The 24,891-nt window shown below is 64.5% G+C and carries 26 protein-coding genes; 11 read left to right on the forward strand and 15 right to left on the reverse strand.

The genetic code is table 11. From position 1 onward, the window contains the following. The first annotated feature begins 33 nt into the window (after positions 1-33). The 3 genes from CR152_RS02380 to CR152_RS02390 all read left to right on the forward strand — a co-directional run bounded on the left by CR152_RS02380 (position 34) and on the right by CR152_RS02390 (position 2,001). Positions 34-612 carry a DUF924 family protein gene (locus tag CR152_RS02380; protein ID WP_099873464.1) on the forward strand — a complete coding sequence of 193 codons (579 nt, stop codon included), beginning with the start codon at positions 34-36 and terminating at the stop codon, positions 610-612. Further along, the gene (locus CR152_RS02385) at positions 613-1,440 is read left to right on the forward strand and encodes a Rossmann-like and DUF2520 domain-containing protein (protein ID WP_099873466.1); all 828 of its coding nucleotides are present in this window, start codon (positions 613-615) and stop codon (positions 1,438-1,440) included. 222 nt (positions 1,441-1,662) lie between these two features. Then, positions 1,663-2,001, forward strand: a complete 339-nt coding sequence (locus CR152_RS02390; RefSeq protein ID WP_229413257.1) for a hypothetical protein — start codon at positions 1,663-1,665, stop codon at positions 1,999-2,001. A gap of 21 nt (positions 2,002-2,022) precedes the next feature. On the opposite strand, the gene CR152_RS02395 is transcribed toward CR152_RS02390, so the two are convergent. After that, on the reverse strand, positions 2,023-2,604 hold the full coding sequence (locus tag CR152_RS02395) for a putative pterin-binding protein (RefSeq protein ID WP_099873469.1): 582 nt from the start codon (positions 2,602-2,604) through the stop codon (positions 2,023-2,025). A gap of 56 nt (positions 2,605-2,660) precedes the next feature. Between CR152_RS02395 and CR152_RS02400 the strand changes: the two genes are divergently transcribed. Then, a complete protein-coding gene (locus tag CR152_RS02400; protein ID WP_099873471.1) occupies positions 2,661-3,254 on the forward strand; it encodes an alpha-ketoglutarate-dependent dioxygenase AlkB family protein in 594 nt (197 codons plus the stop codon). A gap of 203 nt (positions 3,255-3,457) precedes the next feature. Next, positions 3,458-4,012, forward strand: coding sequence for a porin family protein (locus tag CR152_RS02405; RefSeq protein ID WP_157778290.1), 555 nt, complete (start codon positions 3,458-3,460; stop codon positions 4,010-4,012). A 186-nt stretch (positions 4,013-4,198) separates the two neighbouring features. On the opposite strand, the gene CR152_RS02410 is transcribed toward CR152_RS02405, so the two are convergent. Both CR152_RS02410 and ettA read right to left on the reverse strand, forming a co-directional pair. Then, a complete protein-coding gene (locus CR152_RS02410; protein WP_157778291.1) occupies positions 4,199-4,663 on the reverse strand; it encodes an REP-associated tyrosine transposase in 465 nt (154 codons plus the stop codon). Between the two features lie 134 nt (positions 4,664-4,797). Further along, entirely contained in the window at positions 4,798-6,465 is a 1,668-nt protein-coding gene (gene ettA / locus CR152_RS02415; protein ID WP_099873477.1) for an energy-dependent translational throttle protein EttA, read from the reverse strand. 304 nt (positions 6,466-6,769) lie between these two features. On the opposite strand from ettA, the gene CR152_RS33985 reads away from it, so the two are divergent. After that, positions 6,770-7,543: a choice-of-anchor L family PEP-CTERM protein gene (locus CR152_RS33985; RefSeq protein WP_229413258.1), complete on the forward strand. Its 774-nt coding sequence runs from the start codon at positions 6,770-6,772 to the stop codon at positions 7,541-7,543. 63 nt (positions 7,544-7,606) lie between these two features. Here the strand turns inward: CR152_RS33985 and rarD are convergent, their stop codons facing one another. Beyond that, entirely contained in the window at positions 7,607-8,473 is an 867-nt protein-coding gene (gene rarD / locus CR152_RS02425; protein ID WP_099873479.1) for an EamA family transporter RarD, read from the reverse strand. Positions 8,474-8,730: 257 nt separating this feature from the next. Between rarD and CR152_RS02430 the strand changes: the two genes are divergently transcribed. The 4 genes from CR152_RS02430 to CR152_RS02445 all read left to right on the forward strand — a co-directional run bounded on the left by CR152_RS02430 (position 8,731) and on the right by CR152_RS02445 (position 13,563). Further along, on the forward strand, positions 8,731-10,611 hold the full coding sequence (locus CR152_RS02430) for a potassium transporter Kup (protein ID WP_099873481.1): 1,881 nt from the start codon (positions 8,731-8,733) through the stop codon (positions 10,609-10,611). A gap of 123 nt (positions 10,612-10,734) precedes the next feature. After that, complete coding sequence (locus CR152_RS02435; protein ID WP_099873483.1) at positions 10,735-11,184, forward strand: FKBP-type peptidyl-prolyl cis-trans isomerase; 450 nt, start codon at positions 10,735-10,737, stop codon at positions 11,182-11,184. A gap of 115 nt (positions 11,185-11,299) precedes the next feature. After that, positions 11,300-12,373 carry a DUF3466 family protein gene (locus CR152_RS02440; protein ID WP_099873485.1) on the forward strand — a complete coding sequence of 358 codons (1,074 nt, stop codon included), beginning with the start codon at positions 11,300-11,302 and terminating at the stop codon, positions 12,371-12,373. 62 nt (positions 12,374-12,435) lie between these two features. Next, positions 12,436-13,563 (forward strand): HAF repeat-containing PEP-CTERM protein, encoded by a 1,128-nt coding sequence (locus tag CR152_RS02445; protein WP_099873488.1) that lies wholly within the window; start codon positions 12,436-12,438, stop codon positions 13,561-13,563. Here the strand turns inward: CR152_RS02445 and CR152_RS02450 are convergent. The 10 genes from CR152_RS02450 to CR152_RS02495 form a co-directional block, all read right to left on the reverse strand. Next, positions 13,538-13,990 (reverse strand): GNAT family N-acetyltransferase, encoded by a 453-nt coding sequence (locus CR152_RS02450; RefSeq protein ID WP_099873489.1) that lies wholly within the window; start codon positions 13,988-13,990, stop codon positions 13,538-13,540. The two genes, CR152_RS02445 and CR152_RS02450, sit on opposite strands and share 26 nt — an antisense overlap. Positions 13,991-14,004: 14 nt before the next feature. Beyond that, on the reverse strand, positions 14,005-14,502 hold the full coding sequence (locus tag CR152_RS02455) for a DUF3291 domain-containing protein (protein WP_099873491.1): 498 nt from the start codon (positions 14,500-14,502) through the stop codon (positions 14,005-14,007). A gap of 21 nt (positions 14,503-14,523) precedes the next feature. Then, complete coding sequence (locus tag CR152_RS02460) at positions 14,524-15,567, reverse strand: histone deacetylase family protein (RefSeq protein WP_099873492.1); 1,044 nt, start codon at positions 15,565-15,567, stop codon at positions 14,524-14,526. A gap of 13 nt (positions 15,568-15,580) precedes the next feature. Then, a complete protein-coding gene (gshA, locus tag CR152_RS02465; protein WP_099873494.1) occupies positions 15,581-17,173 on the reverse strand; it encodes a glutamate--cysteine ligase in 1,593 nt (530 codons plus the stop codon). A 175-nt stretch (positions 17,174-17,348) separates the two neighbouring features. Further along, positions 17,349-19,124, reverse strand: coding sequence for a DUF885 domain-containing protein (locus tag CR152_RS02470; RefSeq protein ID WP_099873496.1), 1,776 nt, complete (start codon positions 19,122-19,124; stop codon positions 17,349-17,351). A gap of 48 nt (positions 19,125-19,172) precedes the next feature. After that, complete coding sequence (prmC, locus tag CR152_RS02475) at positions 19,173-19,994, reverse strand: peptide chain release factor N(5)-glutamine methyltransferase (RefSeq protein ID WP_099873497.1); 822 nt, start codon at positions 19,992-19,994, stop codon at positions 19,173-19,175. Then, the gene (locus tag CR152_RS02480) at positions 19,994-20,467 is read right to left on the reverse strand and encodes a disulfide bond formation protein B (protein ID WP_099873499.1); all 474 of its coding nucleotides are present in this window, start codon (positions 20,465-20,467) and stop codon (positions 19,994-19,996) included. Before CR152_RS02480 ends, prmC begins: the two co-directional genes overlap by 1 nt. Positions 20,468-20,561: 94 nt before the next feature. Then, positions 20,562-21,638, reverse strand: coding sequence for a peptide chain release factor 1 (gene prfA / locus CR152_RS02485; RefSeq protein WP_099873501.1), 1,077 nt, complete (start codon positions 21,636-21,638; stop codon positions 20,562-20,564). Positions 21,639-21,727: 89 nt separating this feature from the next. Continuing rightward, positions 21,728-23,002, reverse strand: a complete 1,275-nt coding sequence (hemA, locus tag CR152_RS02490; protein WP_099873503.1) for a glutamyl-tRNA reductase — start codon at positions 23,000-23,002, stop codon at positions 21,728-21,730. A 166-nt stretch (positions 23,003-23,168) separates the two neighbouring features. Continuing rightward, on the reverse strand, positions 23,169-23,861 hold the full coding sequence (locus CR152_RS02495; RefSeq protein WP_099873505.1) for a response regulator transcription factor: 693 nt from the start codon (positions 23,859-23,861) through the stop codon (positions 23,169-23,171). Between the two features lie 243 nt (positions 23,862-24,104). Here CR152_RS02495 and CR152_RS02500 point away from each other — a divergent pair, with 243 nt between their 5' ends. Continuing rightward, on the forward strand, positions 24,105-24,596 hold the full coding sequence (locus CR152_RS02500) for a hypothetical protein (protein ID WP_099873507.1): 492 nt from the start codon (positions 24,105-24,107) through the stop codon (positions 24,594-24,596). Positions 24,597-24,638: 42 nt separating this feature from the next. Here the strand turns inward: CR152_RS02500 and minE are convergent, their stop codons facing one another. After that, on the reverse strand, positions 24,639-24,890 hold the full coding sequence (gene minE, locus CR152_RS02505; protein ID WP_099873509.1) for a cell division topological specificity factor MinE: 252 nt from the start codon (positions 24,888-24,890) through the stop codon (positions 24,639-24,641). Between the last annotated feature and the right edge of the window lies 1 nt (position 24,891).

The raw sequence follows: 24,891 nt of genomic DNA on the forward strand, positions 1-24,891 counted from the left end.
AGCTGCAAATCAAGCTGAACGCAAGGAGCTGCCATGACGGCACAAGACATACTCGATTTCTGGTTCCTGCCCGCCGGCGCCGAAGGGCACGGCAAGGCGCGCGAGGTCTGGTTCCGCAAGAGCGACGCGTTCGATGCCGAGGTGGCCGAGCGCTTCGGCCCCCTGCTCGAACACGCGGTCGCCGGCGGCTTGCGCGAGTGGGACGCCGAAGGAGCCCAGGGCACGCTGGCGCGCATCGTGCTGCTCGACCAGCTCACGCGCAATGCCTGGCGCGGCCAGCCTGCCTCGTTTTCCGGCGACGCGCTGGCGCTGGCCGCGGCGCTGCGGCTGGTCGACAGCGGCGCCGATAAAACGCTTACGCCGCTGCAGCGCTGGTTCGTCTACATGCCGTTCGAGCACGCCGAGGACGCGCGCATGCAGGAGCGCGCGGTCGATCTCTTTTCCGACCTGGCGCAGTACGGCGAGGCATTCGAGGGCGCGCTCGATTATGCGCACCGCCATCGCGGCGTGATCGCGCGTTTCGGCCGCTTCCCGCACCGCAATGCGATCCTGGGGCGCGCCTCCACGCCTGAAGAAATCGATTACCTCAAGCAGCCGGGGTCGGGCTTCTAGGTGGCGCGCACGCTTAACATCATCGGCGCCGGCCATGTGGGGCGGGTGCTGGGGCGCCTGTTGGGCGCGAGCGGCAGCTTTGCCGTGCAGGATGTGCTGACGCGCTCGCACGCCAGTGCGCTCGATGCCGTCGGGTTCATGGGCGCCGGGCGCGCGGCGGCCGGCCTGGCATCCATGCGGCCGGCCGACGCGTGGATGCTGGCTGTCGGCGACGACCAGATCGGCGCCGTGTGCGCGCAACTGGCTGGAGCGCAGGCGCTCACGGGCGCCATCGTGTTTCACTGCAGCGGCGCCAAGTCCTCGGCCGAACTGGCGGCGGCCAGCGCGGCCGGCGCGCTGGTGGCGAGCGTGCATCCGATCCGCAGCTTTGCCGATCCGGCGCTGGTGGCGCAGCACTTCGACGGCACCTTTTGCGGGACCGAGGGCGACGCCGGCGCACTGGCCGTGCTCACGCCGGCGCTGGCGGCGATCGGTGCGCAGCCGGTAGCCATCGATGCGCAAGCGAAAACGGTGTACCACGCGGCCTCGGTGTTCGCATCGAATTATCTGGTGACGGTGCTCGACGCCGCGCTGCGCGCCTACCAGGCGGCGGGCGTGCCGGAACCGGTGGCGCGCGCCATGGCGCAGCCGCTGGCCTCGGAAAGCATGGCCAATGTGTTCCGCCTGGGCGCGGCGGCGGCGCTGAGCGGGCCGATTGCGCGCGGCGACATGGAGACGGTGGCGCGCCAGCAGGCCGCGCTGGCCGCGTGGGACGGGCCGAGCGGAGCGCTGTATGCGGCCCTGGTGGCGCCGACCCAGGATCTGGCGCGGCGCAAAACGCCCATTTAGGCGGCTGCCGGCGATGCAACGTCAGGCGCGCCTGCCGCTTATGCAACGGGGCTGATGCATTAATGCGAAAAGATGCAACCATGCATCGACAAACGCAAAAAATCGCAATAAGCTAGACCGTTACGGTGATGTTGCGGAAGACTTGCCAAAACGGCAGGCATTCCCATGCCCCTGCTTACGTCGACGAGGGAGACCAGCATGCTATTTTTGAAAAGTACGTCTGTGACAAAGGCGCCCGGCATTTATGAAGTCGATATCGCCGCCAAGCCCCCCGGCAAGACCTTCGGCGTCTTCCTCGCCACCGACCCCGACAATCCACCGAGTGCCATCCTCGCCGGCCTCGCCGAGCTGGGCTTCCAGAACACCCATAGCGAGGCCTACACCCACAAGGACCGCGGCAAGGTGCTCGACCTGCACTTCCAGAAAGACGGCACCGATATCTTCAAGGGCTGGAAAACCGAAGAGTGCGAGGCCAATCTGAAAGACATCGATACCTTGTTCGGCAACGTCGGCATCACCGTCACGCCGCGCGTGATGTCGCTGGCCGAAGCCTACGCCTGAGCGATTGCCGCCGGGGCGGCCTCATTGCGTGACCTCGATGTGATACAGGGCCCACGGGCAGGCGCCGAAGCGTTCAGCCACGGGCCTTGCGGCCATGTCGGGAAAACGATCCGCATCGTACACGGCCCACAAGGGCCCCAGTCCGCCCAGCGCCATCGGCTTGCCGTCGAGATGGGTGGCAACGATGAAGCGCTGCGCGCGCGCCTGCGCCACCGGCAGCGCGACCGCATAGCCGTCCACGGCGCGCAGCACCAGCTTGCCGTCGTCGCGCAGACGGGTGCCGCTGGCCGCCACCGCGTCGAGCAGCAGCGGGCCGCGCAGCGCATGCGCCTTGGCGTCGTATTCCAGGGTAGGATTGATGCTGACCGCCGGCAGGGCCAGCAGCGCGCCGAAATCGAGGCTGAACGCCTTGTCGAAGCTGATCTTTTGCTTGTGCATCATCTGGTCGAGCACGGGGTCGAACGGGCCGCGGTTGGTGCGCGCCAGCTCGCCGGTCAGGGTCAGCAGGGCTGGTCCCGGTGCCCGTCGGGCGGGCGTGCCGGCTGCGAAGGCGGGGAGGGTGGCCGCGCTTACGGCGGCGCCCAGGAAGTGGCGTTTTTTCATGCGAAAATACCTCGTCTATCGTGTCATCCTGCCATCATATCGCCAAGCCGCCCGCCATGGACCTGTTTCAACAAAGTCAGTTAACCCCCTTTCCGCTCGACGATGGCACGGTATCGGTCCTGCCCCAGCTGCCTTTTCATCTGAGTAACGCGGAGGTGCTCGCGCGCCTCGTTGCCGAGACCGGCTGGCGCGCCCAATCGATCATCTTGTGGGGAAAGCAGCATCCGCAGCCGCGCCTGACCGCCTGGCACGGCGAGGCAGCCTACACGTATTCCGGCCTGCGCCTCGAAGCGCTGCCGTTTACGCCGCTGCAGCTGGCCCTCAAGGAGGCGGTCGAGGCCGCCTGCGGCCAGCGCTTCAACAGCGTGCTGCTCAATTACTATCGAAACGAGCGCGACAGCATGGGCATGCACAGCGATGACGAAGCCGAGCTCGGCCCCGAGCCGGTGATCGCCTCGCTTAGTTTCGGCGCCGAAAGAACCTTCATTTTGCGCCACAAACAGTCCAAACAGACACTTAAGCTAGTCTTAAAAGACGGTACTTTACTAGTGATGTCAGGCAATACACAAAAGCACTGGCTGCACGGAATTAACAAGTCGACCCGGACTATCGGTCCGCGCGTGAACCTAACTTTCCGCTTCATCTTTTAATCTTCGCCTAAGTTCGCTCAACTGGAAAATGCATATAGCTGAACGCACAGTCAGTTATTTCAACGGCAGGCTATTTTTCACGTTACATTTCCTTACAAGTCTTACGGAATGCCCCTTCATGCGCTCATTCGGTGATGCTATCTTGGTTACCTCGCAATTCATTGGGAATTGCGGAACAGACTGTTTCACACAAAGGATTCCGCATGAAAAAGCTCATTTTTGCATTGATCGCTGGCGCCACCGCGATGACCGCTGCCCAGGCGCAAAGCCCGGTTCCTTACGTTGGTGTGGGCGTGGCATCGTCCGATCACAGCTACAAAATTAGCGGTAGCGACGACGGCGACGGCTACAAGCCATCGCTGAAAGTGTTCGGCGGCCTCGATATCACCCCGATGTGGGGCGTGGAAGCCGGTTACACCGACCTGACCAAGGCCGATTTCAACTACAAGATCGGCAATGACACCCGCAGCGGCACAACCGACGGCAAGCGCGCCTACATCGCCGGCAAGGCCACCATGCCCGTCAACGAGATGTTTTCGGTCTACGGCAAGCTCGGCGCTGGTTATACCAAGGTGGAAGGCAGTTCGCCTAACCTGCGCTACAAGGAAAGCGAGACAGGCGTGTACGGAGCCGTTGGCGGCCAGTACAACCTGAGCAAGCAGGTCGCCCTGACGCTGGAATATGAGCGCTATGGCAAGAGCAAGGACTTCGGTGCCAAGGCAGACGCCATCACCGTTGGTGCTCGTTACAGCTTCTGATCGGGCGTCCGAGGCTTTGCGCGCTGCGCGAAGCCCGGGCCGCAGTTGACAGAAGGGCAGACCGGAACAGGCACGGCGCCTTCCAGTGTGTGCAGCAAGCGCCCCCTCCGCTTGCTGTATCCACCGGGAGGCGCTTTGTCTTTTCGGGGCCGCGTTTGCGCCCCATCTCCTCCTTGGTACGTTCCCTCAGTACGCCACCATACCGGCCGCGATAAAGCGGTGCACCGACGACCATTGCCACTCCTGCGGCGCGCCGCACAGGCCGTGACGCAAGGGATTGTGGTGGATATAGTCGACCAGGCCGGCATAGTCGTCGCTGCCGACGGGATGCTGCTGGTAGTGCGGTTCCCAGATGATCTCGGTGCCCCGCGTCGCGCGCGCCTTGCTCAGGGATTTGGAAAACGCAATCTTGACGGCGCGCCAGCGGGCGGCACAATCCTCGTCGCCCGGCGGCAAGGTCCAGATGGCGTGGGCATGGTCGGGCAGGGCAACCCAGGCATCGACATGAAACGGCTTGCGGCTGCGCGCCTGGCGGATGGCCTCGCCGAAGGCGGCGATATGGTCGGTCAGCAGGGTGCTGCCGCGCTCGGACAAGCGGACCGTGAAGAAGTAACTGTGCCCGGCGACCCGGTTGGCGCGATAGTCATTCATCTGTCCAGTGTGCCGGGCATGGCGTGCTTGTAGGTCGATTAACGCAAAAGTGAGGGACTTCTGAAACGAGCTGTGCTGCAAAAAGGCATTGCGCCATCGCGCGCCGTGCCGCATGGCGCGCGATGGGATGGGTCTTACACCGTCAGCGGCTTGTAGCGGATCCGCTTCGGCTTGGCGCCTTCTTCGCCCAGGCGTTTCTTCTTGTCGGCTTCGTATTCCTGATAGTTACCGTCGAAGAAAGTGACTTGCGAGTTGCCTTCGAACGCCAGGATGTGGGTCGCGATGCGGTCCAGGAACCAGCGATCGTGGGAAATGACCATGACGCTGCCGGCAAATTCGAGCAGGGCATCTTCCAGCGCGCGCAGGGTTTCGACGTCCAGATCGTTCGACGGTTCATCGAGCAGCAGGACGTTGCCGCCTTGCAGCAACGTCTTGGCCAGATGCAGACGGCCGCGTTCCCCGCCCGACAGGTTGCCGACGATCTTTTGCTGATCCGAGCCCTTGAAGTTGAAGCGGCCCAGGTAAGCGCGCGACGGCATGTCGAAACGGCCCACGGTGAGCGTATCGGCGCCGCCGGCCACGTCGTCGAACACGGTCTTGGTATTGGCCAGGTCGTCGCGGTTCTGGTCGACGATGGACACGCGCGCGGTCTGGCCGATGGCAACTTCGCCGCTGTCGGGCTGCTCTTTGCCGGTGATCATCTTGAACAGGGTCGACTTGCCGGCGCCGTTCGGGCCGATGATGCCGACGATGGCGCCCGGCGGCACGATGAACGACAGGTTCTCGATCAGCAGGCGGTCGCCGAACGATTTCGACACGTTCTTGAATTCGATCACGTCATTGCCCAGGCGCTCGGCCACGGGAATGAAGATCTCGGACGTTTCGTTGCGCTTCTGGTATTCGTGCTCGGACAGCTCGTTAAAGCGCGCCAGGCGGGCCTTGCTCTTGGCCTGGCGGCCTTTGGGATTCTGGCGCACCCATTCGAGTTCCTTGGCCATGGTTTTCTGGCGCGAAGACTCGGTCGCTTCTTCCTGCTTGAGGCGGTTGCTCTTTTGCTCCAGCCACGAGCTGTAGTTGCCTTTCCACGGAATGCCGTGGCCGCGGTCGAGTTCGAGAATCCATTCGGCGGCGTTGTCGAGGAAGTAGCGATCGTGGGTGATGCCGACCACGGTGCCCGGGAAGCGCAGCAGGAATTGTTCGAGCCAGTCGACCGATTCGGCATCCAGGTGATTGGTTGGTTCGTCGAGCAGCAGCATGTCGGGTTTCGACAGCAGCAGGCGGCACAGTGCCACGCGGCGCTTTTCACCACCGGACAGGATGCCGATCTTGGCGTCCCACGGCGGCAGGCGCAGCGCGTCGGCGGCCATTTCCAGCTGCAGGTTCAGGTTGCCGCCGTCGGAGGTCGAGATGATCGCTTCCAGGCGCGCCTGTTCGGTCGCCAGCGCATCGAAGTCGGCGTCTTCGTCGGCGTAGGCCGCGTACACCGCTTCCAGCTTGGCTTGCGCCTCGAATACTTCGCCCAGGCCCGATTCGACCACCTGGCGCACGGTCTGCTCGGGATCGAGCACAGGTTCCTGCGGCAGGTAGCCGATGTTCAGGCCCGGCATCGGCACGGCTTCGCCCTGGATGTCGGTATCGATGCCCGCCATGATTTTCAGCAAGGTCGACTTGCCGGAGCCGTTCAGGCCCAGCACGCCGATCTTGGCGCCGGGGAAGAACGACAAGGAAATATCCTTGAGGATCTGGCGTTTGGGCGGGACGATTTTGCCCACGCGATTCATGGTATAGACGTAATTGGCCATTGAGTTTCTTGAAATGGGGACGGAAGGTCAACAGGATACAATAAGTCGCCTCCGGATTGGCCCTTTCCTGTGCCGCTCCCGCTGGCGCGCGCTGCGATCGCCATCCAATTGATGCATGCTGCAAGTATTCTTGCTGCCAAGTGTCGGAATTCTTTACACTTGCAAACGTGGCACGGCGCAATGTTTCTTCAAGTCATTGATTTGGCGCATCTTTTATTTCAGGTATGGAAATTGCTTAATTTTTCATCGGGCACCGCGCTCACAGAAAAACAGAATTCCAACTCTTACCTGAAAAGAACAAACAATGAAATTCAACTTGATCCGCAGCGTGATGTCGGCCGCCGCACTTCTTCTGGCCACCAGCTCGGCACACGCACTGGTCGTGACCAATACCACCAACGCAAGCACCCTGGCCAACGCCCTGGGCGGCACCGGCGTCACCATCACCAACGCCACCCTGGCCAGCGCCACCTCGGCCGCCAGCGGCACCTTCACCGACGGCGGCAACATCGGTTTCGGCCAGGGCGTCCTGCTGACCACCGGCCGCACCGCTTGCGCGGTCGGCGGCAATAACGGCGGCAGCTGCTCCGGCGACGGCACCACCACCTCGCTGAAATTCAATTTCACCAGCACCACCGGCAATGTGTTCTTCAACTATGTCTTCGCTTCCGAGGAATACAACGAATTCGTCGGCACCGAGTACAACGACCTGTTCGAACTCAAGCTCAACGGCAAGAACATCGCCCTGGTTCCTGGCGCGAACGGCGTCGTGTCGATCAATAACGTGAACAACAATATCAATGCCGGTTACTACCGCGACAATGCCAAACAGACCGTCGACACCGGCTACGATGGCCTGACCACCGTCATGACCGCCAAAGCCTTCGGCCTGGTTGGCGTGAACACCTTCGAATTCCTGATCCAGGACCGCGGCGATGCGAACCTCGATTCCGGCGTCTTCATCCAGGGCGGCACCTTCGCCGGCGACCCGGTCGGCGTGCCTGAACCAGGCAGCCTGGCCCTGCTGGGTCTGGGCCTGGCCGGTCTGGCCGTCGCCAAGCGCAAAAAAGCGGCGTAAGCGCGTCGCTGGAATGAAAAATAGCGGCCTAGGCCGCTATTTTTTTGTCCTGCCGCCGCCTGCTTATTTGCGCTTGAGCAGTCCCTCCGCCGCATACAGGGCCAGCGCGCTCCAGATGATCGCAAAGCCGATCATGCGCTCCTGCGTGAAGGCTTCGTGGAACAGGAAGATACCCAGGCTGAGCTGGATGGTCGGCCCGATGTATTGCAGCAATCCCAGCACCGACAGCGGAATCTTGCGCGCACCGCTGGCGAACAGCAGCAGCGGAATGGCCGTGATCGGCCCGGACGCGATCAGCAGCCAGCGCGTGCCGTTCGACGGGCTGTTCAAAAACGCGTTGTCGCCCGTCATGGTCAGCCAGATCACGAAGCCCAGCGCGAACGGGAACAGCAGCATGGTTTCAAACGACAAGCCTTCCAGCGCGCCCAGCGACGCCGTCTTGCGCAGCAAGCCGTAGCCGCCGAAGGACGCCGCCAGCAGCAGGGCGATCCAGGGCATGCGTCCGGCCTGCCAGGTCAGCCACAGCACGCCGCAGGTGGCCAGCGCGATCGCCGCCCACTGGACGATGCGCAGCCTTTCCTTGAGCACCAGGTAGCCCAGCATCACGTTAAACAGGGGATTGATGAAGTAGCCCAGGCTCGCTTCGATCACATGGCCGCTGTTGACGGCCCAGATGTAGAGCAGCCAGTTAAAGCTGAGCAGCAGCGCGCTCAGGGCGAAACTGGCGACCACGCGCGGCTGCTGCCTGAGCGCCCCCAGCCATTTCCACTGCTGGCGGATGGTCAGCACGATCACCAGGAACAGGAGCGACCAGAGCACGCGGTGGCCCATGATCTGGGCCGGCGGCACTTCCTTGAGGGCATGGAAATACAAGGGAAACAGACCCCAGCACAGGAAGGCCAGGGCGGCGGACAGGATGCCGGTACGCATGAGTGACAATCAAAGATTCATTAGATAAACATTATCTCGCAGTTAGGCGAAGCTTGCCGGGGACCGCCCATTCGCCGGTGATGCCAATTTGCCATTGGGAACGCACTTATCCGCCCACTGCGTTTATCATGGCATCTTCGTCGGCAAGGGACATTCTTGCTGTAACCAAGGGTATTAATTATGCAACGAATTGTGCTTGCTTTTTCTATGGTCATCTTCTATTGTGCAATGCACCAAAACAAGAATATGGTGCAATCTTGACAGCGCAACAAAACAAGAGCAGCCTGGCGGCCCTGACCCTGGCTGCCGTCGGTATCGTCTACGGCGATATCGGTACCAGTCCCCTGTACACCCTCAAAGCCGTGTTCCACGAGGACCACGGCCTGGCCCTGACCACCCCCAATCTGCTCGGCATTATTTCCCTGATCTTCTGGGGGCTGACCCTGATCGTCTCGCTCAAGTATGTCGCGCTGATCCTGCGCGCCGACAACCGCGGCGAGGGCGGCATCATGGCGCTGATGGCGCTGGCGCTGAACTCGGTGACCAAGGCGTCCAAATGGTATTTTCCGCTGATGGTGCTGGGCGTGTTCGGCGCCACCATGTTCTATGGCGACAGCGTGATTACCCCCGCCATTTCGGTACTGGGTGCGATCGAAGGCCTTGAGGTCGCCATTCCCGGCATTCCCAACTGGGTGGTGCTGCTCATTACCGCCATCGTGCTGGTGGCCCTGTATTCGGTGCAGCGGCGCGGCACGGCCGGCATCGGGCGCTGGTTCGGGCCGGTCATGCTGGTCTGGTTCGCCGCCCTGGCGGCCATGGGCGTGGCCAACATCATCGAGGCGCCCCAGATCCTGGCCGCCCTTAATCCCCTGCACGCTTTCCGCTTCATGCTGGAAAACAAGTACACGGCCTTCATCGCGCTCGGCGCGGTGGTGCTCTCGCTGACCGGCGCCGAGGCGCTGTATGCCGACATGGGCCACTTCGGCAAGAAACCGATCCGCGCCGCCTGGTTCCTGATCGCCTTTCCGGCGCTGGCGCTGAACTACATGGGCCAGGGCGCGCTGCTGATCATGCATCCCGAGCACGTGAGCAACCCCTTCTACAACCAGCTCGGCAGCTGGAGCATCTACCCGCTGGTGCTGCTCTCGACCATGGCCGCCGTGATCGCCTCGCAAGCCACCATTTCCGGCACCTTCTCGATGACCAAGCAAGCCATCGCGCTGGGCCTGATGCCGCGCATGCGCGTGCTGCACACCTCGGAAAGCGAAATCGGCCAGATCTACATCCCGGCCGTGAACTGGCTGCAGCTGGTGGTTGTCTTGATCGGCGTGCTCATTTTCCAGTCGTCCGACGACATGGCCGGCGCCTACGGCATCGCGGTCACCGCCACCATGCTGTGCACCACCATCCTGACCTTTTTCGTGACGCGCTACCGCTGGCATCTGCCGCTGGTGCTGTGCTTCGGCGCGACCGGCTTTTTCATCGTCATGGACATCATGCTGTTCTCGTCGAGCACGCTGAAACTGTTCCATGGCGGCTGGTTCCCGCTGCTGCTGGGCGCGATCCTGTTTACCGGCATGATGACCTGGAAGCGCGGGCGCCATCTGGTGTTCGAGAACCTGCAGTCGCATGCCATTCCGCTCGAAGAGTTCCTGCAGTCGCTGTTCGTGGCACCGCCGACCCGCGTCTACGGTACCGCGATTTTCCTGCGCGGCGAAAGCGACGGCGTGCCGCACGCGCTGCTGCACAACCTGTCGCACAACAAGGTGCTGCACGAGCGCGTGGTGTTCCTGACCGTGCACATGCTGGAAGAACCGTGGGTGCCGACGGCCGAGCAGGCCAAGGTCACCGCGCTGGGACACAATTGCTTCCAGATCAATGTGTTCTACGGCTTCAAGGATGAACCGGATATTCCCAAGGTGCTGGCCCAGTGCGAGGAGCACGGCCTGCCGTTCGAGATGATGGAAACGTCCTTCTTCATCGCGCGCCAGACCGTCATTTCGGCCCCGGGCGGCGGCATGGCGCCATGGCGCGAGCACCTGTTCGTGGCCATGTCGCGCAATGCCCGCGGCGCCGCCGACTACTATCAGATTCCTCCCAACCGGGTGATCGAACTGGGGACCCAGGTCGAAATCTGATTTTCGTCGACAGGATACAAGTCGATACATAAACCCCACACTTTTGATGCGAGACGAATAGTGCGGCGATGGGCAACTGCTGCTAAACTTTGGCAACTTTTTCCGTCACCGCCCAAGGATTTCATGAAACTCAAGCTTACTCTCGCCGCCGCCCTGGTTGCCACTTTCGCCCTGACCGCTTGCGGCAGTTCCGACGACAGCCCGGTCCAGGTGCCGCCGATCACGGTCGTCACCAGCCCGACCGCCCTGACCACCAAGGATACGGTCGTCGGTACCGGCGCCGAAGCCGTGGTCGGCAAGAAAATCAGCGTTAACTACAGCGGTTATCTCTACGATTCGAGCAAGCCCGACAATAAAGGCGCGAACTTCGAAACTTCCAAGGCGCCGGTGGAGTTTCCGCTGGCCACGGGCAGCTTGATCGAAGGCTGGGTCCAGGGCATTCCTGGCATGAAAGTGGGCGGCAAGCGCACCCTGTCGATTCCATCGAGCCTGGCTTACGGCGCGAGCGGCAGGGGCACCATTCCACCGAATACCGGCCTGGTGTTCGACATCGAACTGGTCGCCGTCAAGTAAGTGTGGCGCACGCCCCGCCGATGCTGACCGCATCGGCGCGCGACTGATGCGCCTCAAATAAAGCGCGCAAAGTCGGCAGATCCTTGATCCTTTCACAGCCTGAAAGGATCAAGCCATGTCTCCTCGTATTTTCCTGTTTGCCCTCGTGCTCGCGCCGCTGACCAGCGTTGCCGCGTCGCGTTATGCGGTCACGCCGCTACCCCTCAATACCAATCCTCTCGGCATCAACAATGCCGGCCAGATCGTCGGCGACCGCCCCGGCGACGGCGGCCAGCGTGGCTTCCTCTGGTCGGGCGGCACCCTGACCGAGATCGGCACCTTCGGCGGCCCCGCCAGCTCGGCCGCGGCCATCAACCGGCTCGGCCAGGCCACCGGCCACGCCAGCCTGCCGGGCGGGCAGGCGCGCGCTTTCCGCCATGCGGGCGCCACGCTGGCCGAACTGGCCATCCCCGGCAGCACCGACAGCCTGGGGACCGCCATCAACGATGCCGGGCAAGTGGCGGGGCAGTACCTGACCACCACGCCGGCCTACCGGGCTTTCCTGAACAGCGGCGGCGCCAGCACCGACCTGGGCACCCTGGGCGGCGGCTTCGCCTACGCGGCCGGCATCAACAATGCCGGCCACGTGGTCGGCGTGTCGGCGCTGGACGATAGCTCGCCCTATCTGGCGCACGCCTTCCTGTACGCGAACGGCAAGATGAGCGACCTCGGCACCCTGGGCGGCAGCTACAGCGCCGCCGCCGACATCAACGATGCCGGCACCGTGGTCGGCAATGCCTGGGTGCAGGGCCGCGAGCATGCCTTCATTTACGCCAACGGCAAGATGACCGACCTGGGCACGCTGGGCGGGCGGCGCAGCTACGCCAATGCGGTCAACCTGGGCGGCCAGGTGGTGGGCCGCTCGGACAGCCCCGGCGACGCCGACTCGCTCGCCTTTTTGTACGAGGGTGCCGCACTGATCGACCTGAACACGCTGATCGATCCGGCACTTGGCTACACCGTGCACAACGCCACCGGCATCAACGGCAGCGGCCAGATCGCCGCCTATGGCTGCCGCAACGGCGGCAGCGAGTGCGGCGGCCTGCTGCTGCACCCGAGTGCCGCGCCCGAACCGGGCACCTGGGCCATGCTGCTGGCCGGCCTGGGACTGGTCGGCTGGTGCCGCCTGCGCAGCGCCCGCATGACCTAACACAGGGCGCGCGGCGGCCGTGCGCGCACGATGGCAGCTGGTCCATCTTCGAGGATTTTGCCATGTCCACTTCCCATCCTGCCTTTGCCCTCGCGCTGCTGCTGTCGGCCGGCGCCGCAGCGGCCGCCCCTGCCGCGGTGCCTACCGCCGTGCCTACCGCCGTGCCTGCCGCTGTTCGCTCCTACACCGTGACCGTCTTGCCGGACGCAATGAGCCCCGCCGGCATCAACAATGCCGGCCAGATCGTCGGCACCCGCAATGGGCAGGCACATCTGTGGTCGGCCGGCGGCGGCATCGACCTGGGTACCCTGGGTGGCGCCACCAGCACCGGCACGGCGCTCAACCGCTTCGGCGAAGTGACCGGCGGCGCGCTCACCGCCAGCGGCGACGAACACGCCTTCGTCTACAGCAAGGGTGTGATGACCGACCTGGGTACCATCGGCGGCGGCACGATGACGCGCGGCACGGCGATCAACGAGCGGGGCCAGGTCGCGGGCAATTTTTATGCGCCAGCCACCGGCTGGGGCGCGTTTGTGGGGGAAGGCGGACAGCTGCGCGACATCGGCAACCTCGGCGGCGCCAGCATCTGGGCCACCGGCATCAACAACGCCGGCCGCGTGGTGGGCAGTTCGCTGGGGCAGGGCGAGTTCCATCCTCCGCAGACCGCGTTTGTGTACGAGAACGGCGCCATGAGCGCGCTCAACTATTCGGCTTCGGGCAGCAGCAGCGCCAACGCCGTCAACCAGGCTGGCCAGATCACCGGCACCGACTGGCATGGGCCCGAAAGCGCCTACCTGCACACGAACGGCATGACGCAGGTGCTGGGAAGCATGTATGGCCTGGCCGCCTGGGGCACCGGGCTCAACAACCGGGGCGAGGTGGTCGGCAATCTGGGCGGCGCGCTGCAAGTGCCTTTCTTTGCGTTTATCTATGCCGATGGTCACATGAGCGACCTGAACACGCTGATCGATCCGGCGCTCGGCTGGACCGTGCAGAGCGCCGCCGGCATCAACGACCTGGGCCAGATTGCCGCCTACGGCTGCCACGCCGGCGAGGGTTGCGGCGGCCTGCTGCTGGCGCTGACCAGCCCCGTGCCCGAGCCGCAGGCCCATGCCATGCTGCTGGCGGGCCTGGCGTTGCTGGGCCTGGCGTGGCGGCGCGGCCTCAGCGCAGCATGTCGATGTGCATGATGCCGTCTTCGTCGTAGGGCTCACTCACCGTCGCGAAGCCGAAGCTGGCGTAGAACGGTTCGAGGTGCTGCTGGGCGCCGATGCGGATGCGCTGGCCCGGATACTGGCGTTCGGCGCAGGCGATGCCCTCGGCCATCAGCGCGCGTCCACTGCCGCCGCTGCGCGCGCCTTTGGTGGTAAGCACGCGCCCGAGCGACATTTCATCGAACTTCACGCCGGGGGCGATGCAGCGCAAATACGCCGCCAGCACGCGCGCGCCGTCGACCGTGTGCCAGCCGAGCAGGTGGTGCGCGCCCTGGTCGTAGCCGTCGAGGTCCGGATACAGGCAAGCCTGCTCCAGGATGAACACATCCTGGCGGCTGGCCATCACCGCGTACAGATCGGCGCCGGAGAGCTCGTCGAAATGGCGCCATTCCCAATTGATCATCGTATTCCCTTCATTCACAGTGCGGGGCAGGCGTCGCCGGACGGCGGCGCCGGTGCGTGTTCGGGCGCGTCGGGCGCGGCGAAGGCGCGGCTAAAGGTAAAGGCGCGCGCAGTGGGACCGTGCGCGCGCAAATGCGCCAGGCTGGCGATGGCATCGTCCATCGTGGGACGCTGCCCGCGCGGCACCCACCACAGCACCATATAGGCCTCGCGCATGCGCTCGAACCACTCCTTGCGCCGCTTCATGATCTCCACGTGCGCGGTTTTGTACACGTAGTGGTTCAGCGCCGCCACGTCGTCCCAGACCGACATGTTGACGATCTCGTTTTCGCCGAGAGGACTGAGGGCGGTCGCGTTGCCGTCCTCGGTCTGCAGGCGCCATACGAAGCCGGGCGACTGGTCGGCGAGCGCATTGATGCGGTCGAGATTGGCGACGAAATCGGCCATCACGGGCGAATCGATCGGACCTTTCATCAGGGCGATATTGAGTTGGGCCAGCTGGTAACGCGACATGGGCTCTTTCGTTGTGCAGGGTCAGTTAGCGGTTTCAAAACCTTCTAATACATTCACCACATTGATGCCGATTTCGTTGACCGCATACCCGCCCTCGAACACAAACGCGGTCGGCAGGCCGGTGTGCGCAATGCGTTCGCCGATGCGCAGGAAATCGCTGCTTTGCAGCGCGAACGACGACAGCGGGTCGCCCGCGAACGTATCGACGCCGAGCGACACCACCAGCGCGTCCGGCGCGAAGCTGGCCAGCTTGATGCAGGCCGACTCCAGCGCCAGGAACCACTGCGCCGGGGTCGATCCGGGCGCCAGCGGCAGATTCATGTTGTAGCCCTTGCCCTCGCCGTCGCCGGTTTCGCTGGCGTGACCGAGGTAGAACGGATACTCGCCGCGCGGATCGGCATGCAGCGAGATGAACAGCACATCGTTGCGGCCATAAAAAATGCTCTGGGTGCCATTGCCGTGGTGGTAATCGATATCGAGGATCGCGACTTTCCTGGCGCCGTCGTCGAGCAGGTGCTGGGCCGCCAGCGCGGCATTGTTCAGGAAGCAGTAGCCGCCGAAAAAATCGGCGCCCGCGTGGTGCCCGGGAGGGCGGGTCAGCGCGAAGGTACCGCGCTCGCCCAGGCGCAGCGCATGCGCGGCGTTGACCGCGCAGTCGGCCCCGGTCTTGGCCGCGATCCAGGTGCCGGCGGTGAGCGGCGTGCCGCTGTCCATCGAATAGAGGCCCATGCGCGCGGCAAAATTATCGGGCTCGATATCGGTGCGCATGCCGCGGATCGGCCACACCGACGGAAACGCATCCTTGTCGGCGTTCGCTTCGTCGAGCGCCACCCACTCGCTCCAGGCATTGCGCAAAAAATGCAGGTAGCGCGGCGTGTGGATGCGTTCGAGCGAAACCAGCGACACGCCGTGCGGCGTGACCACCTTGCCCAGGCCGCGCCGCTCGAATTCGGCCAGCACCATGTCGACCCGCTCCGGCTTTTCGAAGCACGGCACCAGGGCGCCACGGAACATTTCGTGGCGCCCGCGGTGCTGGGCATGGTGCTCGTTATAAAAGGTCAGCACGCTGGGGTCAGCCTCAGTCGCCGCACAATGTGCTGCTGTTGTAGGCGGCCACAAACGCGTCGAAGCTGCCGGTCTGGGTCTGTTCGATGATGGCCTGTTCGGCCAGCGAGGTGGCCGCCATTTCGTCGAACAGCGCCGCTTCGGCCGGCATCAAGGGACTGTCGCGGAACGCCGCCGCGTGCAGCTCGCTCTGGCGCAAACCGAAAGCGGCCGAGGAGCCCAGCGCGCGCACTTCGTCGAGCACGCGCGCCGACGGCGTGAGCGCCGGATTGGCGATCTTGGCGCGCTGCGCGGCCAGCGAGGCCGCATGCACGCCATCCTCGTTATGCTGGCTGTCGAGCAGCGCCGCGACCGGGGCGATGCGCTCGATCAGTTCATTGGCCCAGGCGGACAGCGCGATCTCTTCGCCGTGGCGCGTCAGGGTCAGGCCGGGACGGCGCCCTTCCTTCACGGTGCGCGCGAAATTGCGGGCGTGGACCTGGCTTTCCATCTGGTTGATCAGCGGGCTCTCGTCGAGGGCGCAAAACAGCAGGAAGGCATCCATGAAGCGCCCCGTTTCGACGCTGATGCCGATCGCCTCGAACGGGTCGACATCGAGGCAGCGCACTTCGATGTACTGCACGCCGCGCTTGCACAGCGCCTGCACCGGACGCTCGCCGGTGCGGATCACGCGTTTCGGCCGGATCGTCGAATAGTATTCGTTCTCGATCTGCAGCACATTGGTCGACAGCTGGATCCACTGGCCATCGCGCCTGGTGCCGAGCGCCTCGTACGGCTTGTACGGACGGTTCACCGCGTCCATCAGGCTGGTGACGTAGCTCTCGAGCGAGTTCTCGTGCGGCGTGAGGCCCGATTGCGCATCGTTCTGGTAACCGAGGTCGCTCATGCGCAGGCTGGTCGCATACGGCAGGTACAGGGTGTCGCCGGACAGCGTTTCCAGCTGGTGCTGGCGTCCGCGCAGGAAGCCCGTGGACAGCGCCGGGGAGGCGCCGAACAGGTACATCAGCAGCCAGCTGTAGCGGCGGAAGTTGCGGATCAGGGCGATGTAGCTTTCGGACTGGAAGTCGCGCAGCGCGCTGCGCCGTTCTTCGGGGATGCCTTCGCTGTTCGAAAACAGCTGGAACATCTGCTCCGGCAGCGAGTAGTTGTAGTGGATCCCGGCGATGCACTGCATCGCTTTTCCGTAGCGCAGCGCCAGGCCGCGCCGGTACACGTGCTTGAGCATGCCGATGTTCGACTTGCCGTACCAGGCGATGTCGATGTCGGCTTCCTCGGGCAGCTCGCACGGCATCGATTCGCTCCACAGCATTTCGTCGCCCAGCTTGGTGTAGGCGTAGCGGTGGATGGCGTCGAGCTTGTGCAGGGTGGTGCCGATGTCGTGTTCCGCCGGCGTGATGAATTCGAGCAGGGCTTCGGCGTAGTCGGTGGTGATCTGCGGGTGGGTCAGCGCGGCGCCCAGCGCTTCCGGGTGCGGCGTGCGCGCCAGGCGCCCGGCGCGGTCCACGCGCAGGGTCTCGCGCTCGATGCCGCGCAGCCCCTGGCCCAGCAGGGCGCGGTGTTCATCATCGTCGAGCAGGGCCAGGCGGCGGGTCAGTTGGTTCGACACGGTGAATCCTTTCTTGTACTGCCAAATAGGTAAGTGCTGCGAGATTAACCGAAATCCGGCGAGCGCGCCTGCGGCTCCACTTTGAGGCACCAATTCTGCTGGGATGGGGCGTAATTTTTACGACAAGGCTTATTTTATATGCAATGCCAGGGCGGCGGGGGGACGCATCACGCGCTTACGAAGCCGGCTTTTTGGCCGCCGCGATCCATGCGTCGACCTGCTGTTCGAGCAGGGCCAGGGTCAGTGGCCCGTTATCGAGTACCACGCTGTGAAAGCGCCGGATGTCGAATTTGTCGCCCAGCGCCGCCTGTGCCTTGTCGCGCAGGGCGCGGATTTTCAGCTGTCCGACCTTGTATCCGAGCGCCTGTCCGGGCCATGCGATGTAGCGGTCCACTTCGAGCTCATTGTCGGAAGGCGCGTTGGCGGTATTGGCGTTCATGTAGTCGATCGCCTGCTGGCGCGTCCAGCCCTGGGTGTGGATGCCGGTATCGACCACCAGCCGCACCGCGCGGAACATGTCGGCGTTCAGGTGGCCGAAGGCCGAAAACGCATCCTTGAAAAAGCCCATCTCCTGGCCGAGCGACTCCGCGTACAGGGCCCAGCCTTCGCCGTAGGCGGCGTGCCAGCCGTGGCGGCGAAAGGCCGGCAGGTCGGCGATGTCGGCGGCGCGCGCCACCTGCAGGTGGTGGCCCGGCAGCGCTTCGTGCAGTGCCAGCGTTTCCATCTCCCACATGGGGCGCGTTTCCAGCAGCGAGGTGTTGACCACGAAGGCCGCCGGACGCTCGGCGTTGCCGGCCTCGTACCAGGCCGCGCCCTGTTTCTCGGTGCCCGGGCCGGAAGCTGCCTTGACCTGCACCTCCTGCGCGGGCACGGCCGCGAACAGCTTGGGCATGGCCGCGCTGGCGCGCGTGATGATGCGCCGGTAGCGCGCCAGCAGCGGGTCGGCGCTGGTGTAGAACAGGCGCGGATCGGTCTTGGCGAACACGATGAACCGGGCGAAGCCGCCGCTAAAGCCCGTGCGCGCGATCGCCGCCGTCATGTCGGCGCGCAGGCGCGCCACTTCCCTCAGGCCCAGCGCGTGGATCTCGGCCGGGGCCATGTCGATGGTGGTCTGGCGCGTCACCGCCAGCAGGTAATAATCGAGGCCGGACGGCAGCGCGCTGGCCGCGATCGACTCGCGCGCCACCGGCAGGTATTCGGTGCGGATGAACTCTTCGAGCTCCTGCAACGCCGGCGCCACGCGGGTGCGCAGCGCGGCGGGGCCGGCCAGCGCGAGGGCGTCGCGCACCGGCTTGTCGATGGTGGCCGGGATCTGGCGAAACGGCAGGCCCAGGGCGCCGTCGACCGCGTTCTCGCGCAATTGCTTGAGGATGGCCGGCACGGCGCGCACCGACACTTTGGGCGCGACCCAGCCGGTACGCATACCTTCGCGCAGCTGTTCGATCAGGCCCGAGACGTGGGCCGGCACCGCGTCCAGGCGCGCCAGGTAGTTGCGGTAGTCGGTCTCGGTGGCGAACGGCATCTGCGCGGCCAGTTGCGCCAGGTTGATGTGGATGCCGGCGTAATAACTGATCGGCTGCGCCTGGAACGGGTACAGCGCGGCCGCCTTGACCGCCTGCTCCTTCTCCCACACGAACAGGTCGTAGGACAGCTGCTGCTGGCCGGTGAGTTTGTCGCGTTCGATCTGCCTGGCCTGGTCGAGCATCCTGCGCTGGTGCGCATTGGCGGCCCGGCTGGCGGCCAGGGTGGTGTCGCTCAGGGTCGCGTCGTAGCGGTAGTCGCCCAGGGCGGTGGCGTATTCGGGCTGGTTTTGCAGGCGCCACTGCCAGTCGCTGTCGAACAGGGCGCGCGCCTGCTGGTCGGGCGTGATGCGCTCGGGCGTGACGGCCGGTCCCGCGCCCGCGGCCAGCGGGGCGAGCATCAGGACACAGATGGCGATCAGTTTGCGCATCTGGTCATTTTAGCAAAGCCGCTGTTGCGTACGCGGCACCGCAGAAACTTACGCGGCGCGCCGTCCACCGGTGACGCGCTCGATGCCGGCCAGGTCGCGCCAGCTCTGCACCTCGGAGTAGCGGCCATCGGCCAGCAGGGCGCGCACCTGGGCCGCCTGGTCGTAGCCGTGCTCCATCAGCAGCCAGCCCTGGGGCGGCAGATGGCGCGGCGCGCCGGCCACGATGGTGCGCAGGGCCGACAGGCCGTCGGCATGGTCGGTCAGCGCGCCCACCGGCTCGAAGCGCAGGTCGCCCTGGACCAGGTGCGCGTCGCCGTCGGCGATGTAGGGGGGATTGGAGACGATCAGGTCGAACGCTTCGGCCTCAATGGCCGCGAACCAGTCGCTTTGCACGAAGCGCACGGCGGCGCGGTTGGCAAGCGCGTTGGCGCGCGCCACGTCGAGGGCGGCGGCGCTGACGTCGAGGGCGGTGACGCCGGCGTCGGGCCGGGTGTGGGCCACGGCCACCGCGATGGCGCCGCTGCCGGTGCCCATGTCGAGCATGCGGGCGCGCACCGGCAGGCGTTCAAGCGCCAGTTCGACCAGCAGTTCGGTGTCGGGACGGGGAATGAGCACCGCCGCGTTGACGGCAAAATCGAGGCCGTAGAATTCGCGCCGGCCGACGATGTAGGCAATCGGCTCGCCTTGCATGCGCCGTTCGACCAGCGCGCTCAAGGCGGCCGCCTCCGCTGCGGTGAGTACCCGTTCCGACTGGGTGATCATGCCGATGCGCGTGATGTCCAGCGCATGGCAGGCCAGGATGCGGTTTTCCAGCGGGTCGAGCGGCAGCAGTGCCTGCAGCGCGCCGACCGTGGCGCCGGCGGCGACCATCAGCGTGCGCTGCGGCGCGCCAGCACGACCAGCAGCGAGACGCTGATGATGGCGAACCACAGTGTCGACCATTGCGGAATGGTCAGGCCGAGCAGCTTGTCGACCGCATCTTCGCACAGGCCGTCGGCTTCGAAAATCCAGGGCAGGTAAATCGCGGTCGGGACCTGGTTGAGCATGGTCTGCATCGGATCGATGCCGCACGAGCGGCCCGGATGGGCCAGTACCCACAGCTGCTTGCCGGCGAAGAACAGGCCGGTCAGCGAACCGGCCAGGCCGACGAAGCTCCACAGCTTGAACTGCTTGGCCGATGCCGCTGCCAGGCAGATCAGCCCACAGAAGAAGAAGGCGTAGCGCTGGATCACGCACAGCGGGCATGGCAGCATGTCCTTGTAGTGCTGCAGGTACAGCGCCGCGCCAATCAGGGCGAAGCAGATGGCGGAGAGTGACATCAGGATCGTGCGGTTATTTGGCATCGGATAAGTCCTAGAAGTGTTTTTATTGGCGTCTTTTGAAATGCAGCGCGGGTACGCCGCATGCGCAGTCTACAACGGACAGCTTACCAACTGCTTAATCGCCCAGGGCCGCCAGCAATTCGGCCTGGTGTTCGGCGGCCAGCGCGTTGGTCAGTTCGGTCAGTTCCCCATCCATGATGAAGTCGAGTTTATACAAGGTCAGGTTGATGCGGTGGTCGGTCATGCGGCCCTGCGGGAAGTTATAGGTGCGAATCCGCTCGCTGCGGTCGCCCGAGCCGATCAGGCTTTTGCGGGTGGCCGCTTCCTTCGACTGCTGCTCGCGCAGCTGCACGTCCTTGATGCGCGCGGCCAGCACCTTCAGCGCCGAGGCCTTGTTCTTGTGCTGGCTGCGGTCGTCCTGGCATTCGACCACGATCCCGGTCGGCAGGTGGGTGATGCGCACCGCCGAATCGGTCTTGTTGATGTGCTGCCCGCCGGCGCCCGAGGCGCGGTAGGTGTCGATGCGCAGGTCGGCCGGGTTGATGTTGACGTCTTCGACTTCGTCCGCTTCGGGCATCACCGCCACGGTGCAGGCCGAGGTATGGATGCGGCCCTGCGTTTCGGTGGCCGGCACGCGCTGCACGCGGTGGCCGCCCGACTCGAACTTGAGCTTGGAGTAGGCGCCGCTGCCGATCAGGCGCACGATCACTTCGCGGTAGCCGCCCAGGTCCGAAACCGATTCCGACACCGTCTCGACTTGCCAGCGATTGCGCTCGGCGAAGCGGACGTACATGCGCAGCAGGTCGCCGGCGAACAGGGCCGACTCGTCGCCGCCGGTGCCGGCGCGAATTTCAAGGAAGATGTTGCGCTCGTCGTTGACGTCTTTCGGCAGCAGCATCTTCTGCAGGTCCATTTCCAGCTGCGCCACGCGACCCTTGGCGCCTTCGATTTCTTCCTGCGCGAAGTCCTTCATGTCCGGGTCCGACAGCATGTCCTGCGCTTCGGCGATATCGTTCTGGGCGCTTTGGTACTCCTTGTACAGCGCCACCAGCGGACCGATTTCGGCGTGCTCGCGCGTCATCTTGCGGTAGGCGTCCATGTTCGAGGTCGCGCCTTCGCTCATGAGCAATTCGTCAAGTTCGACAAGACGGTTGGCCAGTTGATCCAGCTTGGCCAGCATCGATGGTTTCATAGGGTGCCCGGTAAATGGTAAGGAACGGCAGGGGACGGCGGGAGCCGCGGCCGCGGGATCGCGGCGCGGCGGAGCAACAAGCCGGGACGCTAACGGCGGCCGCGGAACAATTGCGGCAGCAAGGTCGCGAGGCGGGCGCGCTCGTCGCCCTGGGCGCGGTGCAGCGCCTGCTGCGGGCCGTGCAGGAACTTGGCGGTCAGGCCCTTGGACAGGGCGTCGAGCACGGCGTCGACATCGTCGCCGCGCGCCAGCATTTTCTTGGCGCGTTCGAGTTCGAACAGGCGCATCGCTTCGCTGTTTTCCTGCAGGTCCTGGATGACCGGCACCATGGCGCGGTCGTCGATCCAGTGCATGAACGACTTCACGCGCGTTTCGATGATGGCCTCGGCCTGGGCCACGGCGGCCTGGCGGCTCTCTAACCCGGTCTGGACCACCTGTCCGAGGTCGTCGACGGTGTACAGGAACACGTCGTCGAGGCGGCCGACTTCGGCCTCGATATCGCGCGGCACGGCCAGGTCGACCATGAACATCGGCTTATGGCGGCGCGCCTTGATCGCGCGTTCGACCAGGCCCAGGCCAATCAACGGCAGCGAGGAGGCGGTACACGAAATGACGATGTCGAACTGCGCCAGCTGGTCGGGCAGCGCGGCCAGGCGGATTGCCTTGCCGTTGAAGCGGTGCGCGAGCGTTTCGCCGCGCTCCATGGTGCGGTTGGCGATGGTGATGTTTTTCGGGTTCTGGGCCGCGAAGTGGGTGGCGCACAGCTCGATCATTTCGCCGGCGCCGATGAACAGCACGTTCTGGTCGGAGATCTTGTCGAAGATGCGCTGCGACAGGCGCACCGCGGCCGCCGCCATCGACACGCTGTGGGCGCCGATTTCGGTGGTGGTGCGCACTTCCTTGGCCACCGAGAAGCTGCGCTGGAACAGCTGGTGCAGATAGGTGCCCAGGCCGCCGGCTTCGTCGGCCAGGCGCATCGCGTCTTTCATCTGGCCGAGGATCTGCGGCTCGCCCAGCACCATGGAGTCGAGCCCCGAGGCGACCCGGAATGCATGACGCACGGCGGCATCGTGCGGCAGCATGTACAGGTGCGGCCGCAGTTCGGCGAAGTTGAGCTTGTGGTAATCGGCCAGGAAGTGGGCGCTCGCATCGAGCGGATTGGCGACATCGCTGGCGGCGTACATCTCGGTGCGGTTGCAGGTCGAGAGAATCGCCGCTTCGTCGCCGCCACGGGCATCGATGCGGGCAAACCAGCCGCGCGCCGCCTGCACCGCCTGGCCGAGCTGGTCAGGCGCGAGCGCCAGCTGCTCGCGAAGCGAGACCGGTGCGGTGGTGTGGTTGAGGCCGACGGCGAGCAGTTGCATGGCTTTACAGTGTACGGAGTTATACCGCCATTATACCGTGATGCGTCAATGGCTTACCGAAAGGAGGGGTTTTTGGTACGGGAGGGCAATGCCGGTGGCCGCTGTGCAGCTATGTCGGGCGGCCGATGTTGCGCCGCCCGCGCCGCTGAGGCGCGGGGGCGACGATCTAACTGGCGCCCAGCTTTTCCAGCCGGTATCCATAGCTGTACACCGGCACCAGCCGGAATCCGTTCTCCGGCCGCAACTGCAATTTGTTTCTTACACGCGACACATGGGTATCCATGGTGCGCGACGGCACCGCCGTTTCGCGGATCCACACCGCCTCGTGAATATAAGCGCGCGACAGCGGACGGCCGATATTCCGAAAAAACAACAGCGCCAGGTAGAATTCCTTGTGGGTGACCTCGATCACGTTCCCGTCCATGAGCAGGCGCCCCGGCCGGGTTTCGAAAATGTAGGGTCCGAACTGCAGTTGTTCCGCCCCGTTCTGGGCCGGATAGGCGCGCCGCAGCAGGGCCTGCACGCGCGCCACCAGTTCGCCCCGGCGCAGCGGCTTGACCATGTAATCGTCGGCCCCGGCGGTGATGCCGGCCACGATATCGTCCTCGGCCGAGCTGCTGGTGAGGAACATCATCGGCGTGGTGCCCGGCAGCTTTTCCTTGGCCCGGCGTAACACTTCGGTGCCGCTCATGTCGGCGACCTGCCAGTCGAGAACGAGCATGTCGAAGCTGTCCTTGCGTAGCTGTCCCAGCAAATCCTTCCCACTGTCAAACGACTGACAGACGTGTCCAGCGGAGGTAAGAACCTGACAGATCAGGTCCGCCTGGCTGCGGTCATTGTCTAGGACGGCAATTCTCATGGTGGCATGTGTCGTACGTAAAAACGTGTTGTCGGTGTCGTTCTACTATTGCTACTGAATAGTTACTCTGAATATAACAGACTTTTCCAAAGCAACACTAAAGTGAAACACATTAATTTACACGAGGCAACGAACTGAACTGTCGTGCCATGCCCCCATCTGATAACACGGTACACTGGAAAAACGCCTAATTCAATCGACATTTTGAGTCTTGAAAGAAATTTACATACCGAAAGGAGAACCATGAACGTCGACTTGACACTGATCCCGGACAATCCGGAAGCGATTTTGCAAGTGCGCGAGCAATGCCGCCGCATGGTGCGCAACCGCGCCGCCGTCTCGGCCGGCGTGGCGGCGCTGCCGGTGCCGGGGCTGGACGTGATGTCCGACCTGTCGATGCTGACCGGCCTGGTCAATGACGTCAACGCGGCATTCGGCCTGAGCGCCGAGCAGGTCGAGCACCTGCAGCCGGCCTACAAGCGCATCGTCTACGGGGCGGCCGCGGGGGTGGGCGGGATGATGGTGGGTAAATTGATCACGCGCCAGCTGGCGGTGCAATTGCTCAAGCGTACCGGGCTGAGGGTGTTCGCCAAGTCGGCCGCGCGCTTCGTGCCGCTGGCCGGACAGGTCGCGTCGGCGGCGATCGGGTTTACCGTGTTCCGCAAGCTCGGCTACGATCATGTGGAAGCCTGCACCACGGTGGCGCAGCAATTGCTGGCGGCGCGGACCGCCTAGCGTTGCGTGGTGCCCGCTCCCGCCGGGGCGGGAGCGATGGCCTTAACTATCGGGCAGCACCACGTTTACTTCAAGCACTTCCAGGTTGCCCTGGCGGTCCAGCGACAGTTTGATGTCGTCCGGGTTGACGCGGGTGTACTTCGAGATCACTTCAAGCAGTTCGCGGTGCAGCGCCGGCAGAAAATCGGGGCCGGTGCGGTGGCCGCGCTCGCGCGCGATGATGATCTGCAGGCGCTCCTTGGCCGCCGTGGCGCTCTTCGGCTTGGAGGGGAACAGGAATGAAAGCAGGGCCATG

The sequence above is a fragment of the Massilia violaceinigra genome, from assembly GCF_002752675.1.
GTDB lineage: Bacteria > Pseudomonadota > Gammaproteobacteria > Burkholderiales > Burkholderiaceae_D > Telluria_A > Telluria_A violaceinigra.

Coding starts and splice junctions, on each gene's coding strand:
- CR152_RS02400 (WP_099873471.1), top strand. CDS start 2,661: ATGGACCTGTTTCAACAAAGTCAGTTAACCCCCTTTCCGCTCGACGAT.
- CR152_RS02395 (WP_099873469.1), bottom strand. CDS start 2,604: ATGAAAAAACGCCACTTCCTGGGCGCCGCCGTAAGCGCGGCCACCCTC.
- ettA (WP_099873477.1), bottom strand. CDS start 6,465: ATGGCCAATTACGTCTATACCATGAATCGCGTGGGCAAAATCGTCCCG.
- CR152_RS02450 (WP_099873489.1), bottom strand. CDS start 13,990: ATGATCAATTGGGAATGGCGCCATTTCGACGAGCTCTCCGGCGCCGAT.
- CR152_RS02435 (WP_099873483.1), top strand. CDS start 10,735: ATGAAACTCAAGCTTACTCTCGCCGCCGCCCTGGTTGCCACTTTCGCC.
- rarD (WP_099873479.1), bottom strand. CDS start 8,473: ATGCGTACCGGCATCCTGTCCGCCGCCCTGGCCTTCCTGTGCTGGGGT.
- CR152_RS02440 (WP_099873485.1), top strand. CDS start 11,300: ATGTCTCCTCGTATTTTCCTGTTTGCCCTCGTGCTCGCGCCGCTGACC.
- CR152_RS02500 (WP_099873507.1), top strand. CDS start 24,105: ATGAACGTCGACTTGACACTGATCCCGGACAATCCGGAAGCGATTTTG.
- CR152_RS33985 (WP_229413258.1), top strand. CDS start 6,770: ATGAAATTCAACTTGATCCGCAGCGTGATGTCGGCCGCCGCACTTCTT.
- CR152_RS02495 (WP_099873505.1), bottom strand. CDS start 23,861: ATGAGAATTGCCGTCCTAGACAATGACCGCAGCCAGGCGGACCTGATC.
- hemA (WP_099873503.1), bottom strand. CDS start 23,002: ATGCAACTGCTCGCCGTCGGCCTCAACCACACCACCGCACCGGTCTCG.
- CR152_RS02455 (WP_099873491.1), bottom strand. CDS start 14,502: ATGTCGCGTTACCAGCTGGCCCAACTCAATATCGCCCTGATGAAAGGT.
- CR152_RS02445 (WP_099873488.1), top strand. CDS start 12,436: ATGTCCACTTCCCATCCTGCCTTTGCCCTCGCGCTGCTGCTGTCGGCC.
- minE (WP_099873509.1), bottom strand. CDS start 24,890: ATGGCCCTGCTTTCATTCCTGTTCCCCTCCAAGCCGAAGAGCGCCACG.
- prfA (WP_099873501.1), bottom strand. CDS start 21,638: ATGAAACCATCGATGCTGGCCAAGCTGGATCAACTGGCCAACCGTCTT.
- CR152_RS02405 (WP_157778290.1), top strand. CDS start 3,458: ATGAAAAAGCTCATTTTTGCATTGATCGCTGGCGCCACCGCGATGACC.
- CR152_RS02410 (WP_157778291.1), bottom strand. CDS start 4,663: ATGAATGACTATCGCGCCAACCGGGTCGCCGGGCACAGTTACTTCTTC.
- CR152_RS02380 (WP_099873464.1), top strand. CDS start 34: ATGACGGCACAAGACATACTCGATTTCTGGTTCCTGCCCGCCGGCGCC.
- prmC (WP_099873497.1), bottom strand. CDS start 19,994: ATGGTCGCCGCCGGCGCCACGGTCGGCGCGCTGCAGGCACTGCTGCCG.
- CR152_RS02470 (WP_099873496.1), bottom strand. CDS start 19,124: ATGCGCAAACTGATCGCCATCTGTGTCCTGATGCTCGCCCCGCTGGCC.
- CR152_RS02480 (WP_099873499.1), bottom strand. CDS start 20,467: ATGCCAAATAACCGCACGATCCTGATGTCACTCTCCGCCATCTGCTTC.